General features: G+C 54.1%; 9 protein-coding genes. 6 read left to right on the plus strand and 3 right to left on the minus strand.

Annotation, left to right across the window (positions count from 1 at the left end):
- Positions 1-220 precede the first annotated feature (220 nt).
- From ACFPMF_RS11525 to ACFPMF_RS11540, 4 genes are all read left to right on the plus strand, one after another.
- Positions 221-3,220, plus strand: coding sequence for an FAD-binding and (Fe-S)-binding domain-containing protein (locus ACFPMF_RS11525; protein WP_379844736.1), 3,000 nt, complete (start codon positions 221-223; stop codon positions 3,218-3,220).
- Positions 3,217-4,887 (plus strand): hypothetical protein, encoded by a 1,671-nt coding sequence (locus ACFPMF_RS11530; RefSeq protein ID WP_379844738.1) that lies wholly within the window; start codon positions 3,217-3,219, stop codon positions 4,885-4,887. The genes ACFPMF_RS11525 and ACFPMF_RS11530 overlap by 4 nt, the downstream gene beginning before the upstream one ends.
- A gap of 1 nt (position 4,888) precedes the next feature.
- Positions 4,889-5,092, plus strand: coding sequence for a hypothetical protein (locus ACFPMF_RS11535; protein WP_379844740.1), 204 nt, complete (start codon positions 4,889-4,891; stop codon positions 5,090-5,092).
- A 176-nt stretch (positions 5,093-5,268) separates the two neighbouring features.
- Complete coding sequence (locus ACFPMF_RS11540) at positions 5,269-7,125, plus strand: M1 family metallopeptidase (RefSeq protein ID WP_379845877.1); 1,857 nt, start codon at positions 5,269-5,271, stop codon at positions 7,123-7,125.
- A 31-nt stretch (positions 7,126-7,156) separates the two neighbouring features.
- On the opposite strand, the gene ACFPMF_RS11545 is transcribed toward ACFPMF_RS11540, so the two are convergent.
- Positions 7,157-8,101: a 3-oxoacyl-ACP synthase III family protein gene (locus tag ACFPMF_RS11545; protein WP_379845880.1), complete on the minus strand. Its 945-nt coding sequence runs from the start codon at positions 8,099-8,101 to the stop codon at positions 7,157-7,159.
- A 427-nt stretch (positions 8,102-8,528) separates the two neighbouring features.
- Positions 8,529-11,903, minus strand: a complete 3,375-nt coding sequence (gene secA, locus ACFPMF_RS11550) for a preprotein translocase subunit SecA (protein ID WP_379844742.1) — start codon at positions 11,901-11,903, stop codon at positions 8,529-8,531.
- 428 nt (positions 11,904-12,331) lie between these two features.
- Between secA and ACFPMF_RS11555 the strand changes: the two genes are divergently transcribed.
- Both ACFPMF_RS11555 and ACFPMF_RS11560 read left to right on the plus strand, forming a co-directional pair.
- On the plus strand, positions 12,332-13,657 hold the full coding sequence (locus tag ACFPMF_RS11555) for a Gfo/Idh/MocA family protein (RefSeq protein ID WP_379844744.1): 1,326 nt from the start codon (positions 12,332-12,334) through the stop codon (positions 13,655-13,657).
- Positions 13,658-13,768: 111 nt separating this feature from the next.
- Positions 13,769-14,785 (plus strand): T9SS type A sorting domain-containing protein, encoded by a 1,017-nt coding sequence (locus ACFPMF_RS11560; protein WP_379844747.1) that lies wholly within the window; start codon positions 13,769-13,771, stop codon positions 14,783-14,785.
- Between the two features lie 81 nt (positions 14,786-14,866).
- Here the strand turns inward: ACFPMF_RS11560 and ACFPMF_RS11565 are convergent, their stop codons facing one another.
- Complete coding sequence (locus ACFPMF_RS11565; RefSeq protein WP_379844749.1) at positions 14,867-17,275, minus strand: TonB-dependent receptor; 2,409 nt, start codon at positions 17,273-17,275, stop codon at positions 14,867-14,869.
- Positions 17,276-17,415 lie beyond the last annotated feature (140 nt).

Genomic DNA, 17,415 nt, shown 5'->3' on the forward strand with positions numbered 1-17,415 from the left:
ATTTGTTAGATCTATTAATACTTATGACCGGTAAAGGGAAAACAGTAAACTTGTTCCTGTTATATATCGCCGAGCGGAATTGGATTATTTAAATACGGCCTATAGGGCGGCTCTTTATCGGGCTGGAAGACGGCTTACTGGAAAAATTTGTACCTTTAAGGTCAGAAACCCGTATTTTTTTGCAGAACCCACCTAAGTTCTGTCTTGGATCAAGACTATTATGGTCAGTCAGGAGACACTACAACAGTTTTCTACGCAGTTAGACGGTGAATTTTACACCGATCATGTCCAACGCACTTTGTACGCAACCGACGCGTCGGCTTACCGTGAAATGCCCCTTGCCGTTGCGATTCCGAAATCGCTCGGTGATCTCAAAAAGTTAATTGCGTTTGCCCGGGAAAACCGTACGTCGCTCATTCCGCGGACGGCCGGAACGTCGCTGGCGGGGCAGGTAGTTGGGAACGGCATTGTCGTCGATGTCTCCAAATATTTTACCAAAATTCTGGAGGTGAACGAACAGGAGCGTTGGGTCCGCGTTCAGCCGGGCGTGGTCCGCGACGAACTGAATCTGTTCCTGAAACCGTACGGTTTGTATTTTGGGCCGGAAACCTCGACCGCTAACCGGGCCATGATCGGCGGGATGGTCGGGAACAACTCCTGTGGTTCCAACTCGGTGGTTTACCGATCAACGCGGGAACACACCCTGTCGGTGAAAGCCCTGCTGGCCGATGGCAGCGAAGCCGAATTTGGCCGGGTCGAAACCAAAGACTTTGACCAACTGATCAGGGCCGGAGCGCAGAAGAACGGGAGTGCCTCGCTGCTGGATAGAATTTACCTGAAAACCAGCGAAATTCTGGCGAATCCAGACAACCAGGCCGAAATCCGGCGGCAGTTCCCGAAGCGGAGCATCGAACGGCGCAATACCGGGTATGCCCTGGACGAACTGCTGGAAACCGCCCCGTTTACGGAAGGGACGGAGGACTTTAATTTCTGCAAACTGATTGCGGGGTCGGAGGGGACACTCTGCTTTCTGACCGAAATCAAGCTGAACGTTGTGCCGTTGCCACCCACAGAACTGGGGCTGGTTTGTGTGCATTTCAACGATGTGGACGAGTCGCTGCGGGCCAACCTGATTGCCCTGAAATACCAGCCCCGCGCCGTCGAACTGATCGATCATTACATCCTGGAGTGTACGAAAGACAACATCGAACAACGCAAAAACCGCTTCTTCGTGCAGGGCGATCCGGGGGCAATTCTGGTGGTGGAGCTGGGCGCGGATAACCGTGAGGAAATTGCGCAACGAGCCATTGAGATGGAAGCCGAAATGCGGGCGGCTGGTCTGGGCTACCATTTCCCGGTTTTGTACGGCGAGGATACCAAGAAAATCTGGACGCTTCGGAAAGCCGGTCTGGGCCTGCTGGCCAACCTGCCGGGCGATGCCAAAGCCGTTGCGGTGATCGAAGATACGGCCATTGACGTGCATGATTTGCCCGATTACATCCGGGATTTCAACCAGGTCTTGACCAAAAATAACATGTCGGCGGTGCACTATGCGCATGCCGGATCGGGCGAGATTCACCTGCGGCCGATCATCAACCTGAAAACGAAGGAAGGCCACCAGCAATACCGGCTCATTGCCGAGGAAATTGCCCATCTGGTGAAAAAATACGACGGCTCGCTGTCGGGCGAACACGGCGACGGACGCCTGCGGGGCGAGTTTATTCCGCTGATGGTGGGGCCGAAAAACTACGAATTGATGCGGGAACTCAAGCAAACCTGGGACCCGTACAATATTTTCAATCCCGGCAAAATCGTGGAAACGCCCCCGATGGATACGTTTCTGCGGTACGAAGCGGGGCAGCAAACTCCGGAGTTCAAGACGTTTTTCCGGTTTCACGACCAGAACGTACTGCAACACGCCGAGCAATGCAACGGCTCGGGCGACTGCCGGAAAACCGAGCTGTCGGGCGGAACGATGTGCCCCAGTTACATGGCAACCCGCAACGAGAAAGAAACCACGCGGGCGCGGGCCAACATCCTCCGCGAAATGCTGACGCTGTCGCCGAAGGAAAACCGGTTTGATAACCAGGAAATCAAGGAGGTATATGACCTCTGTCTGGCCTGCAAGGGCTGCAAGGCCGAATGCCCGTCGAACGTCGATGTGGCCAAGCTGAAAATGGAGTTTTTGCAGCATTACCAGGATGCCAACGGTGTTCCGGTCCGTAGCCGGCTGATTGCCAATTTTTCGAGCCTGTCCGGGCTGGCTTCGTGGGTACCCTGGGCGTATAATGCGGTGCTGGGTACCGAATCGCTCCGGCGGGTTGCTAACCGCGTTATCGGTTTTCACCCCGACCGCACCATGCCGTTGCTGCACGCAACGACCCTACGCAAATGGGCAAAAGGCCTGGGGCAGAAGGGATCGGCTGTTGCTGATTTGAAATCCGCAGGAGATGGGTTGCGGATGTCAAATCCGCAACAGAACCCGAAAGTCTATCTCTTTTGCGATGAGTTTACGAATTACAACGACGTGGAAGTGGGGAAAAAGGCGGTTTTGCTGCTGAAAAAACTCGGTTACGACGTCATCATCCCGGAACATGGCGAGAGCGGACGGGCGGCCTTGTCGAAAGGACTGCTGCGGCAGGCTAAAAAGCTGGCCGAAAAAAACGTTCGCTTGCTGAAAGACCTGATTACGACCGAAACGCCCCTGGTCGGCATCGAGCCGTCGGCGATTCTGGCGTTCCGCGACGAATACCCCGATCTGGTCGATGAATCCTTGCTGCCCGATGCCCGGCGGATTGCCGAAAGTGCCCTGACGTTCGAAGAGTTCATCGCCCGCGAGATCGACAAAGGCGCTATTTCAAAAACCGCTTTTACGACTGAAAAACGGCTGGTCAAGCTGCATGGTCACTGCCAGCAAAAAGCGGTATCATCGCTGGTACCGTCGAAAAAAATGCTGTCATTGCCCGAAAATTACACCGTCCAGCTCATTCCGTCGGGTTGCTGCGGTATGGCCGGTTCGTTTGGCTACGAAGCGGAACATTACGAGGTTTCGATGAAAATTGGCGAACTGGTGCTGTTCCCGACTGTCCGCAAACAGGCCGACGACGTGATCATTGCCGCAGCCGGAACGAGTTGCCGTCACCAGATTAAAGACGGCACCGGGCGCAAAGCCAAGCACCCGGCCGAAATTCTGTACGAAGCTTTAGCCCCGACCCCATGATGAATCGACTGACCGGATTGCTGGTGGGAGCGGGGTTGATGGTTGTGGCCGGGCTGGCCCTGACCCACAACCTGCCGTGGCGATACGATGTGGCCTTTGGCGACGAAATGACCTATCTCGCGTCGGGACTGACCTACACGTTTCCGCCCGATCCGTATCTGGCGCAGTGGGGTTCCCTGTATGCGGCCTGGCTGCGGTTTTTGCAGGTTTTTGCCCCCGATACGCTCGATCTGTTTTACCTGAACTGGCGGCTGCTGATCATCCTGAGCGGTGGGCTGCTGTTTTTGTATCTCTACCTGCGAAAATCGGGTTTTGCCGTCAGCCTGTTTTGTGCACTTTGTTTTCAGTTTTCGGCGCTGAACGTGCTCCTGGACCCCCGGATTTCGGCGTTTACGCTTTGCCTGATGCTGGCGGGGCTCGGCCTCATCCAGGCCCGCAACTGGTCGGCCCGGCAGGTCCTGCTGCTGACGGCGGTGACGGCACTGGTTTGCGCGTATGTCCGGCCCGAGTTTTACGTATCGATGTTCATTGCGCTGGGGGTGGCCGTGGGTACCTTTTTGCTGCCAAAACTGCGTCGAAACGAGAAATGGCCGAGGGCGCTGGCGGAAATGGCGGGCGTGGTGGTGCTGGTGGTGCTGATGCGGTTTTTGTTCGGAAACCCGCTGGCGCAGGACGATCAGGGCAGTAACCGCAGCTTTCAGGCGTTTGTGCAGCACTTCAGCATCAACTACAACACCTGGCATAACCGCCCGGTCGATATTCCGATCATCGATCAGTTTAAATTGATTGAGGAGGTTTTTGGCCCGGATGTCAAATCCCTGCGCGACGCTTTCCGGGCGCATCCCGATCTGGTCGTGCGGCATTTCTGGACCAATATCGCCAATACGACGAAAGCCGAGTTCCGGGTATTGGGCAGTCTGTTTTTCGAAACACCGCTGAAAAATCTGAATTCGCCCTACCGGAAGTGGATCCTGGCGGGTTTGCTGGCGGTGGTGGTGTTCGGGTTGATTGATCTTCGCGGAACGTTCCGCCAACTGCGTACGAAGCGAATCCGGTTGACCAGCCGGGAATTGGCCTTTCTGGTTTTGTTGCTGCCGTCGCTGGGCTCGGTGGTGCTGGTATTTCCGCGGACGCACTACCTTTATTTTCACGCCATTGCACTGGTAACGATGGCGGCTTTTTTGCTGAAAAACATCCAATGGCGGCCAAGGCAATCGCCGGTTTGGCTGGGCGGTTTGGCGAGCCTGATGATGAGCTGGGTGGTTTTTCAGACGGTGCAGCAACAAAAGGAAGTCCAGCCAACGCCCGTGGCTGATAACATCCGCTTCATCCGCTCGCTAGCGCTGAAAGGGACGGTTTCGACCCTGGAGCGGGAGTGGTACCGGGTTTTTCTCTACGGCCCCGGGCAGCAACCGCGCTGGGTTCAGGTTGAATCCTATCCAGAGAATACCGACTTTGGCCGTTTCCTGAACGAAAAGAACGTCAATTTTATCCTGATGACCCGGGATATGCAGCGGTATTTTGCCAACGACCGTGGGTTTGCGACGTTTCAGCCGAAGACGGGCGGTTTTGTCCGGATGAAATCGCCCGAACCCGGAAGCTACCTGCTGATTCGTCCGGAGTTGCTGGCGGATCAAGCCAGCGTCTCGTGGCTACCGGGCCGGTAAAATGGCGAAACTTCTGAAAACCCTGCTCGTTATCCTGATGGTGATCACCTGGCTGGTGACGGCCGTGGTCGCGGTTCTGTCCCCCAGTGTTTGGGGGAAAGTGGCCAGCATTGGCACTGGACTTCTGGTCAATGGATTGCTGGCTTTTGCCTACAGTTGTGCCGGACAACGACCGTCCAGTTTTCGCGATTGGTTTAAAATGTAGCGACTGACAGGTAGAATACCGGTTTTTGAACGTTCTTATAACGTGTACCAAGATCCAATTTCATGAATAAACTGCTTTTTTTAATTGCCTTGTTCTGCACGATTGCTGAGGTCCGGGCGCAATCCGGTTCCGCGTCGAAATATGATCCCCATGAATTGTTTCATCCCCTGTTCAACATGCAGCCGGGGAATGATTACCGCACGGGCGGAGGCTCGCCCGGCCCGCGTTACTGGCAAAACCGGGCCGATTACAAGATTAACGTTCGGCTGGACGATCAACAGAACGTCCTGAGCGGAGAAGTCGAGATTACGTACAAAAACAATAGTCCTGAAACCTTACCATTCGTCTGGCTGCAACTGGATCAGAATGCGTTTTCCGATACGTCACGGGCCACCAAAACCACGCCGGTGCGCGGGGGGCGCTACGGAAATACCGGTTTTTCCGGCGGTTTTTCCGTAACGTCCGTGACGGTCGATCAGGGAAAAACCAAAGCCGATTACCTGATTACGGACACCCGGATGCAGATCCGCCTGGCCGAACCGCTAAAACCGGGGGGCGATGTGGTAAAACTGAAAGTTGAATATTCGTTCAAAATTCCGGCCTACGGCTCCGATCGGATGGGGACGTCGCAATCCCGCAACGGCCTGATTTACGAAATGGCGCAGTGGTATCCGCGGATGTGCGTCTTCGACGATATCGAAGGCTGGAATGTGCTGCCGTACCTGGGTGCTGGTGAGTTTTACCTAGACTACGGTGATTTTGAGTACGCCATCGACGTGCCCTGGAATCATATCGTGGTCGGTTCCGGCGAACTGCTGAATCCGCAGGAATTGTTGACGGCGGAACAGCAAAAACGCCTGGCGCAGGCCCGCAACAGCGACAGAACCGTCTTGCTGCGGTCTAAAGACGAGGTGAACGAACCGCAAAGCCGCCCGAAGCAAACCGGTCGGCTGACGTGGCGCTTCCGTTGCCAGAATGCCCGCGACGTTGCCTGGGCGACGTCCAAAGCGTTTGTGTGGGATGCCGCCCGGATTAATCTGCCGAGCGGCAAAAAGGCGCTGGCCATGTCGGCCTATCCGGCTGAAAGCGCCACCGACGACTCCTGGAACCGTTCGACGGAATACGTGAAAGGGTGTATTGAATTTTACTCGAATTATCTGCTCGAATATACTTATCCGGTGGCGACCAACGTAGCTGGTATTGTGGGCGGAATGGAATATCCCGGTATTGTGTTCTGCGACCGGCGCGATAAAAAAGAGGCTCTCTGGGGCGTTACCGACCACGAGTTTGGACACAACTGGTTCCCGATGATTGTGGGCAATAACGAACGGAAATATGCCTGGATGGACGAAGGGTTCAATACATTCATCAACATGCTTTCGACGGCGAACTTCAACAAGGGAGAGTATAACCGGGAGCGGGGAACGATGCACGACATTGCGCCCGCCCTGTTCAACATCGACGAACCGATTATGACCATTCCCGACGTGCTGCAACCGCTGCATCTGGGGGTCATGGGGTATTACAAACCGGGTATGGGGCTGAAACTGCTGCGCGATGTGGTGCTTGGCCCGAAGCGGTTTGATTTTGCGTTTAAAACCTACGTACAGCGCTGGGCGTTCAAACACCCGACACCCTACGACTTTTTCCGGACCATCGAGAATGCCGCCGGGGAAGATTTGGGCTGGTTCTGGCGCGGTTATTTCTTCGAAACCTGGAAACTGGATCAGGCGGTGAAAGAGGTGCGGTACGTCGAGCAGGACCCGCAGAAAGGGTCGGTGATTACCATCGAAAACCTGGAGAAATGGGCTATGCCGGTGATCGTCGAAGTAGAAGAGGTTGGCGGTAAAAAAACGCGGGTCAATCTGCCGGTCGAGATCTGGCAGCGGGGCGGCACCTGGAGTTTCAAACACCCGAGTTCAGCCCCGATCCGGTCGGTGACTGTCGACCCGGATGAACAACTGCCGGATATTAATCCGCGCAACAACACCTGGCGTAGCAGTTCGGCACCCTCGTCGTCAACGGCGAATTAAAAAAACGGGGCAGCTGAGTGCCCCGTTTTTTTTAGGCTTCAACGAGCATGGCGCCGAACGAATACCCGCCCCCAAAAACCGTCAGGACAATGTTCTGCCCTTTCCGGAAGATGGCCCGGTTTTCAGATAAGGCGATGGCGCAGCCGGCGCAACCCGTATTGCCGAGTTTCTGAATGTTGGAAAGCAGTTTCGATTCCGGCAGTTTCAGGGTGTTGATCACGTTCAGGCTGATGCGCAGATTGGCCTGGTGCGGAATCAGATAATCCACATCGTCAATGGTCAGGTTGTGTTTTGCTAACACCTGCAGGCTCACTTTGGGCATGTACTGGCAGGCATTGATAAACACATCCCGTCCGTGGGGCATGATAACACCCTGTTCCAGCGGTTTTAGCATTACACCGGTTGTGGCTTTCCCGCTGGTGGCTGCACCGCCGGTGATGATCGTATGGATCGTCATGTCGTCGTCGCTGAGCCGTTCTTTCGAGATGAGCAGGGCCGAAGCGCCATCGCCCCAGAGATGGCCCGAAACCGTGTCCTGTTCGTTGTTATAGGCCGTGTTATGCTCCGAGACCACCACCACCGCCAGCGACGCTTTATTCATCGCAAAATAACCTTCCACGACTTCCACGGCGTTGATCAGCGACGAGCAGGCCGTCGAAACGGAGATCACCGGAATATCCGGAACGCCCAGGTTATGCTGTACGACATGCGCCAGCGTAACAATGGTGTCGTAAGGCGTATAGGTGGCGCCGACGATGAGATCTATCTGAGAAGGTTCAATCGCTACTTGGTCGAACAGACGCCGGACTGCTTCCAGCGCCATGGTATTTGTATTTTCGTCAGGAGCTGCTTTGCGACGCTCGCGAATACCCGTACGTTCGATAATCCATTCGCTCGATAACCCATTGAGCTTGGTAAAGTGTTCGTTACCAATTACTTCGCTGGGAAGGTAATGGCTAACTGCATGAATATACATCATACGGAATGAAAGAAAGGAACCAGCCAAGTGGTTTCCACGCCGAAAATTAAGTATTTCCGGGAAAGTGTAGTATTGAAAATTGGAACAATACTACAAAATCTTTCTTTCTTTATGAATTAATGGTAGTTACCTGATTTCGCTGACAAATATAAGGCAGACCGACCATTATATTGTCTTAAGGAAGTAAATCAACCGCCTGGTCGTAGCGGGAGCGTGATCTTGAGAAGATAACCCGCCAGGGTGTCGCCGGCCAGTTCGATTTCCTGCTGCGGGGGGCCGCAACCGTTTTCCGGTCAGAATCCAGCTGCCGCGATTCCATGCTACCGGCGTCCCGGCGGGAGTCGGTTTAGAGGGTACGGTTTTCTGGTTAAGAGGCTTCGCCAATGGGTTAGCTGCCTAACCGGAAAACCGTACCCCAAAACGGTTAATCAATCAACACCGCCCGGCCGCTCTGGATGTCGTTTTCGACCACTTTGTATTTGACATCCCGCTTGATGGTGCCGTCCATATACTGCACGTTCACCTTCTCGTTGCGGTTGGCCACTTTGACCGACCGAACCGGCGCCTGCTTTTCGGCCGTGGCCATCTTGCGGGCGTATTCCTGCGGTCCACCGGCAACGGGTTCGTCGTGGTCTTCCTTGTTGGTATGCAGCTCGGGCTGCGGTTCCGGGCGACGTTGCGCCGGAGCCTGCCGGACTTCCTGTTGTACTTCTTCGGCTTCCTGGCCCGGAATGTCGGTTTTGGTCAGGAAACTGATCGTATCGAAATTGACCTTGCTCAAAAACCGCTTGAACAGTTCGACCGACTCGAATTTGTAGACCAGCAACGGGTCTTTCTGTTCGAAAACCGCATTCTGTACCGACTGTTTCAGGTCGTCCATTTCGCGCAGGTGCTCTTTCCACTCCTGATCGATGATCGACAGCGAAACGGCTTTTTCCATTTCCGTAATCAGTTCGCGGCCTTCGGTTTCGACGGTTTTGCGGAGGTTGCTCACCACCGTCAGTTCGCGCAGGCCGTCGGAGAAGGGCACCACGATATCCTGAATGGTCGCGCCCCGTTCGGCCAGAATGGATTGCAGAATCGGCGCGGATTTCTCCCGGATCGCATTGTTTTTCGCGTGGTAATTCCGGTCGGCTTCTTCGTAGAGTTTCTGGGCCCGATCCTTGGGTTTCAGGCGGCTGAACTCCTCCCGGCTGATGGTGGTCTCGAAACCGAGGGCTGTCAGTGTTTGCAGCGTAAATTCATCGTAATTGCCTTCGTTGTTATTGACCAGGTCTTCGCAGACGTCATACATCGTGTTGGCAATGTCGAGCGCCAGCCGGTCGCCAAACAGCGCGTTCCGACGGCGTTTGTAAATGGCCTCGCGCTGGTAGTTCATCACGTCGTCGTATTCCAGCAGTCGTTTCCGAATCCCGAAGTTGTTTTCTTCGACTTTCTTCTGCGCCCGTTCGATCGACTTTGTAATCATCGAGTGCTGAATGACTTCGCCTTCTTCCAGCCCCATGCGGTCCATCACTTTGGCAATCCGGTCGGAACCGAATAACCGCATCAGGCTGTCTTCCAGCGAAACAAAGAACTGCGTCGTACCGGGGTCACCCTGCCGACCCGACCGACCGCGCAACTGGCGGTCGACGCGCCGGGATTCGTGCCGTTCCGTACCGACAATGGCCAGACCGCCTGCCGCCTTCGATTCGGGCGTCAGCTTGATGTCCGTACCCCGGCCAGCCATGTTCGTCGCAATCGTCACCGTACCCGGTTTTCCGGCTTCGGCCACAATTTCGGCCTCCCGCTGGTGTTGCTTGGCATTCAGGACCTGGTGCGCAATTTTGCGCAGCGACAGCATCCGGCTCAGCAATTCCGAGTTTTCAACCGAGGTCGTACCCACCAGCACCGGGCGGCCTTTCTCCACCAGACTCACGATCTCATCGACCACGGCATTGTATTTCTCCCGCACCGAACGGTAAACCTTGTCTTCCTCGTCTTTCCGGATGATGTTTCGGTTGGTCGGAATCACCACCACATCCAGTTTGTAGATCGTCCAGAATTCTGACGCTTCGGTTTCGGCCGTACCGGTCATCCCGGCCAGCTTATGATACATCCGGAAGTAGTTCTGGAGCGTAACGGTCGCGTAGGTTTGCGTCGCATCTTCCACCTTCACGCCTTCCTTGGCTTCCACGGCCTGGTGCAAACCGTCGGACCACCGGCGGCCTTCCATGATCCGGCCCGTCTGCTCGTCGACAATCTTGATTTTGCCATCCATGATGACGTAATCGACGTTGATTTCGAACAGCGTGTAGGCTTTCAGCAACTGGTTGACGGTATTGATCCGCTGGGTTTTCACCGAATAATCCCGGATCAGGTTTTCTTTCCGCAGAATCCTTTCTTTTTCATCCAGGTCCGGGTTTTTGTCGATGGCATTCATGTCAATCGACAGGTCGGGCAGAATGAAGAAGTTCGGATCTTCGCCGGAACCGGTAATGTAGTCGATTCCTTTTTCGGTCAGGTCGATACTGTTGTGCCGTTCGTCGATCGTAAAATACAACGGTTTGTCGGCTTCGGGCATCAATTTCTGGTTTTCCGCCAGGTAAACCGACTCGGTTTTCTGCATGATCGCCTTGATACCGGTTTCGCTGAGGTATTTGATCAGCGGCTTGTATTTCGGCAGACCCCGGTGGGCGCGGAAGAGAGCCAGCCCACCTTCTTTCTCATCACCGGCGGCAATTTTCTTTTTGGCTTCGTTCAGCAGGTCCTGCACCAGTTTCCGCTGTACTTCGGCGACGCGGGCCACGCGGGGTTTCAGTTCGGCAAATTCCTGTTCGTCACCGCGCGGAACAGGCCCCGAAATAATCAACGGCGTCCGGGCGTCGTCGATCAGCACGGAATCGACCTCATCGACCATCGCGTAGTGGTGCTTGCGTTGCACCAGTTCATCGATGCTGCGGGCCATGTTGTCGCGCAGGTAATCGAAGCCAAATTCGTTGTTGGTCCCGTAGGTAATATCGGCCAGGTACGCCTGTTTCCGCGAGAACGAGTTGGGCTGGTGTTTATCGATGCAATCGACGCGCAGGCCGTGAAACTCAAACAGCGGAGCCATCCACTCGGAGTCACGCTTGGCCAGGTAATCGTTGACCGTGACGATATGAACCCCACGACCGGCCAGCGCATTCAGATAAGCCGGGAAGGTCGCAACCAGCGTTTTTCCTTCCCCGGTGGCCATTTCCGAAATTTTCCCCTGGTGCAAAACCGTACCCCCGATGATCTGAACATCGTAGTGGACCATGTCCCATTTGATCATCGTCCCGGCGGCATCCCAGCTATTGGCCCAATAAGCCTTATCACCGTTGATCGTAATATGTTTCTTCCGAACGGCAAATTCGCGGTCGAAGTCCGTTGCCGTTACTTCCAGCTGGTCGTTCTCCTTGAACCGTTTGGCCGTTTCTTTCACGACGGCAAACGCCTGCGGCAGAATATCGAGCAAAACCACTTCCAGTTCCTTGTTCCGGTCGGTATCGAGCTTGTCGATCTGGTTGAAGATGCGCTGTTTGGCATCCACATCCATATCGGGCTGGTCGGTAACCTGCTTTTGAAGATCGCTAAGCTGCGTATCGATAGGCTGTAACCGTTGCGCAATGATTTGCTTCAGTTCCGCCGTTACATTCCGGAGTTCGTCGTTGGAGAGAGACTGTAATTTTTGAAACTCGGCGTTCACCTTTTCGACGTACGGGAGCAGTTCGCGGATATCCCGTTCCGACTTGGTGCCGAAGAGTTTGGTAATGCTCTTGGTTATGAGGTTAATCATTCGAATGTCAATTAAGCGGATGTTTCTATAAAGTTCTGCAAAATTAGGGGTTTGTGCCGTAGAATAGTAACAATTTCTGAATCAGTTTCATTGCGCTGGCTGCGGAGATTTGGATAAACGGCCAGATACCGGGAAAAACCGTCCTTTATTCCGGGTAACCGTTGGGAAAGCGGCTGAAAACGTAGTCCTAAAATCCTCCGCAATCGGTTAAAGGCCGGTTGTGCGACACGACTGGTTGCCCGAAACCCTCAGCCATAAACTCCTATAACGCTGTTTGTGCTCCGATTGCTATGGAACCGGTCAGGATTTCGGCGAGCCGGTCTGACTGCAGGCTGTTCCGGGGGTGATTTGTTTGCAAAAGTCGCCGGAAAATTACCAGGATTCGTTGGGATTGTACTAATTTGCTGGTTCACTATTCCTGACTCTTCATGACAACTTCCCGCCGAAAATTTCTCCGGCAATCGTCCCAGTTTGCCACCGGTCTGGGGCTGACCACGGCGCTTCCGACCGATTTGCTGGGTTCTGAGTCCAAAACCGCCCCGTCCGACGAGGTCGTGGTGGGGCTGATTGGCTGCAACAGCATGGGCTGGTCGGATCTCAACTCGATGCTCAAACATCCCGGCGTTCGCTGTGTGGCCCTGTGCGATATCGATAGCAATGTGCTTAACAAACGCGCCGGGGAACTGGAAAAGATGACCGGCAAGAAACCGGTTTTGTATAGCGACTTTCGGAAGTTGCTGGAAAATAAGGAGATCAACGCGGTGATTATCGGCACGCCCGACCACTGGCATTGTCTGCAAACCGTCTACGCCTGCCAAGCCGGAAAAGACGTATACGTGGAAAAACCGCTGGCCAATTCCATCGAAGAATGCAACCTGATGGTCGAAGCCGCCCGGAAGCACAACCGCATCGTGCAGGTCGGGCAGTGGCAGCGGAGTGGTCCGCACTGGAACGACGCGCTGGACTTTGTGCGTTCCGGCAAGATCGGGCGCATTCGGTCGGTGCGCACCTGGGCGTTTATGCCGTACGGCAAAACGTTTCCGGTGCAACCCGATGCCCCGGTTCCGGCGGGTGTTGATTATGATATGTGGCTGGGACCGGCTCCCAAACGGCCTTTTAACCCGAATCGCTTTCACCGCAGCTTTCGTTATTTCTGGGACTATGCGGGCGGTCTGATGACCGATTGGGGTGCCCATATGATTGACATTGCCCTGGCGGGGATGAACGTTTCGGCTCCCAAATCCGTCGTCGCCCTGGGCGGGAAATACGGTTTTCCCGATCACGCCAGCGAAACGCCCGACACGATGCAGGTGGTATATGATTACGGTAATTTTACGATCCTGTGGGAACAATCGCTCGGCACCGGCCGGGGGCCTTTCGACCGCGAACATGGCGTGGCGTTCATCGGAAACCTGGGCACCGTGGTGATCGACCGCGCGAAGTGGGAAGTTTTTCCGGAAGTGGAGGCCGGTAATTACCTGGTTCCGGCCCAGCCGCCAAAATTCGGAAGCGGCCGGGATCTGGACAATCACACCCTGAATTTTGTTACCTGCGTCCGAAACCGGCAGAAGCCCAATTGTTCCGTCGAAATCGGGCGGGATGTGGCGCTGCACGCCCATCTGGGCAATATTGCGTACCGAACCGGCCAGAAAGTGGTCTGGGATGCCAGCAAAAACCAGGTGGTCGATAACGGAAAAGCCGCCGAGCTGGCCAAAGCGCATTACCACGGCACTTGGGCACTTCCCAAGGTGTAAAGCCAGCTATTCCATCACTTTAAGGTCATTATGCGTGACTTTCGGGACGTAAAACCTTCTAAAGAGATATGTTTGTACACCATAATTCTGGAGCGCACCGAAGAAGACGCTATGAAAACGACTACTAGCCTGACAGGAATGCTGCGAAGTGTTTTAATTACCATTGGGTGTGGCTGCCTGAGTGCCACCCTTGCCGTGGCGCAGTGTAACGAGAAAAATGTTAAAGATCAGACGGTTGATTTTCGATTGACGTACGATAAAACCAGCCAGCGGATTACCGCCTGGTATGTGCCGTCGGTTTCGAATACGCACCGGCTGGTGACGGGGCAGTTCAGTATTGTGACACCGAACGGGTTTACCAAACCCGAAGCAGGTACCGGTCGAGACTCGAAACTGGAAATTACCAACATCAACGGTAACTGGAATGATTTTGTATTTGATAATGAGTTATTTGTGTCCAAAGGAGCGTCGTCCTTAGGGTCGATGGAAGGGGTGGCGGTTCACCAGTTCGGGATGGTTCCGCAGACGGTCGAGGTAGGGGCCGTAACGGCGGGTGTGCCGGTTCCGCTGTTTTCTTTTGCCTCCACGGAGCAGGAAGGGGTAATCCGGATTGTGGACACCGGCGAGTCCATTCAGCAGGATATTTTCAAAAAATTTGGCAGCAATATCAGTAACGCCTTATCGATTCAGGCCCCGGTCCGGGCGTTTGTGCGGGCGGAGCAACGATATTGCAAGAACGATGTACAAAAGAAAATCGAGTTCAAAAAACCGGTGATGATTGATCCGTACGCAACCGCAGCAACGAAACCGACAGATGCGACCGGCATCCAAACTGTGGGTTTAGCGACTCCGGATGATGTATTGGGGACGGAACAACTGATGGTGACGCCCAATCCGGCCACCACGGAAATCGTGGTACGGTACCAACTGCTTTCGGCGGGTAATGCCGGGATCGATCTGGTGGATGCACAGGGCCGGATCTTGCAGACACTCGTGGCCCGAAAACACCACAACATTGGAAAATACGAAGTCAAAGTCACCTTGCAGGATGTCGTCGCCGGGATGTATTTCTGCGCCCTGAAAGGCGAAGACGTTCAGAAAGCGGTCAAGGTAATGATTAATAAGTAGTCAAAAATGTCCCGTCAGAAAGCCCGAAACACAGCGGTTTCGGGCTTTTTTGTGCCCATCATACGGCTTCCGGTCTACGGCTTAATGGTTGCCGTCGCCCGCTTTCTGGTCGTCGTTGCTGATCCGTTTCTTCTGGCGCTGGGTGTTGGTCATTTTTCCGAATTCGTATTTCAGGTTGATCCGCCAGCCCCGGCGGTACATGGCGACATGCTGCGTTTGGACAAAATTGGGGCCGACGAAATCGTTGCGCCACCGAATGGTTTCGTTGAACGGATTGTCGTAGCCAAACCCGATGGTGCCTTTCTTCTTCAGGATTTCTTTTTGCAGCACGATGTTGTAAAAACCAAAACCGCCGTACTTGCCCTGCAGGTTGACGCGGGCCGAATTGTAAAAACCGAAAAGCTGCGCCTTGATGCCTTTCCCGAAATCAATGGTTGAATTCAGGTTGATCCGGTACATCCAGTCTTCGTTGCGGGCCTTCAGTTCGGCGCTCTCCAGCACGTTGTAAAAAACATTCAGTGAGCCATTCACCGACCATTTTTTAGTGAGCTTCGTATTGGCGCTCAGGGTGGCACCGTAGGCCGAGTTCTGCGCAACATTCTGGAAAATCTGCTTCAAAACACCCGCACTGTCAACCGTATTGATGCTTTCGATGGCGTTGTTGGTCTGCCGCAGAAAAACCGACGCGTTCAGGCTCGTTTGCTTGATCGAGACGCTGTAGTTTCCTTCAATGGAATGCGTCAATTCCGGTTTCAGGTACGGATTACCGCCGTACAGGTTTTTCGAATCGGCCTGATTGACGTACGGATTGAGGTAATAAAACTGCGGTCGCTGGATCCGCTGTGAATAACTTAACCGGATTTGCTGTTCTTTTTTCAATCGGCGAGACAGGCTGACGTTCGGAATAAAATTGCCGTACTGGTTTGAAAACGGGGCGGTTCCGTTCAGGAAATTGGCCTGAATGAATGTATGCTCGTACCGGGCACCCAGGTTAATGCCCCAGTTTTTCTTCGGTGTACGGCTATACACAACATAGGCCGAAGCGACCTGTTGCGCGTAATCGAACACATTGGCAAGAGCCGGCAAGTCCGTAAAAGAGGTTGAGCCGTCAACCGCACTGGCAATCCGGTAATCGCTCAGAATCTGGCGGAAGATGGTTTTGGTACCCAGTTCGAGCGTGCTGATGCTATCCAGCGGATTCGTAAAATCGAGTTGGATGGTTCCTTCTTTGTTGTTGCTGATGTTGTAGCTTTTTTCGCGGTAATAAATCGCGTTCGAGCGGTTCGACAAATTAGACCAGTAGTCACTGTCCTCGCCTTCAAATGAATACATCATCAAAATGTTGAGCTCCTTTTTGGGCTTCTTAAACAGGCGGGTGTAATCCAGGTTCAGGGTGGCCCCGGCCCAGTCGTAGGTGCGGCTCATGTCGCGGTGAAAATACTGATTGATGACGCCCTGGCTGCTTTCTTCAAAATGGATGTCAAAACCATTGGTGTTGCGACCATCGTAATAGTTCAGACCGGCGCCGAGCCGATTCAGGGAGTCGATGTCCCAATCGACAGTCAGGTTGCCGTAAACATTGCGGCCTTTCCCGTTTACCCGCTGCGGCTGAAACTGATTCGTGACTACTCCTTCGTTCGTGTACGACCGCAGCAGATCGATGAGCCGTTTGTTTCTCCAGTCGCTGAAACCGCCATTGGCAGAAATGCTCAGACTTTTCATCCGGTGGCTGAGGGTGGCGTTCTGCCAGTTATTCCATTGGCCGAAATTCGGGCTCACCGAGCCGCTGGTGCCCTGCAGGGTATTTTTCTTGGTGATAATGTTGATGATTCCCGCCGAGCCTTCGGCGTCGTATTTGGCGGAAGGGGAGGTGATCACTTCGACCTGCTTGATGATATCGGCCGGGATTTGTTTCAGGGCATCCGAAACGCTGCGGGCGACAATGCTGGACGGTTTGTTGTTGATCAGCACCTTGATGTTGGAACTACCCCTGAGCTGGACATTCCCTTCAATATCGACGGCCACCGACGGAATTTTCTTCAGCACGTCGGTGGCGTCACCGCCTTTAACGCTAATGTCTTTTTCGGCGTTGTAGATCATGCGGTCGGCTTTTTCTTCAAACAGTGATTTCTGTTCCGTCACCGTCACTTCGGCCAATTTCTGTACGGTCGGTGACAGTTTAATGACGCCCACTTCCACCTCCTGCCCGCTGGCAACCGTGACCGGGCTGACGGTTTTCGGCTGGTACCCCATGAACGAGATCTGAATACCATAAACCCCCGCACTAACCTTGGTAAAGACGAATTTTCCGTGGGCGTCGGCCGTTGTCCCTGCAATGATTTTCCCTTCTTTGAGTAGCGCCACCGTCGCAAATTCAACGGGTTTGTTGGCCGTTGAATCGAGTAACAGACCGGAAATCCTGGTTTGCTGAGCCAGGAGAAGCCCTGTACTCATCGCAAACGCGATCAGGGTTAGTAGCAGCGATTTCATGCGTATTTGTTGTTTAGGTGAGGGGATTTTAAAGACGCACTAACGACACGGGTTGTCGGAAAAGGTTGCACAGCGATCCGCAGAAATCTTCGCGGACTCTTCCCGGGAGTTGTGCGAAACCGGTGTCCACTGCGGGACAA

Source organism: Larkinella bovis (assembly GCF_042655385.1).
In the GTDB taxonomy this organism is placed as follows: Bacteria; Bacteroidota; Bacteroidia; order Cytophagales; family Spirosomataceae; genus Larkinella; species Larkinella bovis.

Excerpts from the sequence above, each read along its gene's own strand:
- ACFPMF_RS11525 (WP_379844736.1), top strand. The coding sequence starts at position 221 with ATGGTCAGTCAGGAGACACTACAACAGTTTTCTACGCAGTTAGACGGT.
- ACFPMF_RS11530 (WP_379844738.1), top strand. The coding sequence starts at position 3,217 with ATGATGAATCGACTGACCGGATTGCTGGTGGGAGCGGGGTTGATGGTT.
- ACFPMF_RS11535 (WP_379844740.1), top strand. The coding sequence starts at position 4,889 with ATGGCGAAACTTCTGAAAACCCTGCTCGTTATCCTGATGGTGATCACC.
- ACFPMF_RS11540 (WP_379845877.1), top strand. The coding sequence starts at position 5,269 with ATGCAGCCGGGGAATGATTACCGCACGGGCGGAGGCTCGCCCGGCCCG.
- ACFPMF_RS11545 (WP_379845880.1), bottom strand. The coding sequence starts at position 8,101 with ATGTATATTCATGCAGTTAGCCATTACCTTCCCAGCGAAGTAATTGGT.
- secA (WP_379844742.1), bottom strand. The coding sequence starts at position 11,903 with ATGATTAACCTCATAACCAAGAGCATTACCAAACTCTTCGGCACCAAG.
- ACFPMF_RS11555 (WP_379844744.1), top strand. The coding sequence starts at position 12,332 with ATGACAACTTCCCGCCGAAAATTTCTCCGGCAATCGTCCCAGTTTGCC.
- ACFPMF_RS11560 (WP_379844747.1), top strand. The coding sequence starts at position 13,769 with ATGAAAACGACTACTAGCCTGACAGGAATGCTGCGAAGTGTTTTAATT.
- ACFPMF_RS11565 (WP_379844749.1), bottom strand. The coding sequence starts at position 17,275 with ATGAAATCGCTGCTACTAACCCTGATCGCGTTTGCGATGAGTACAGGG.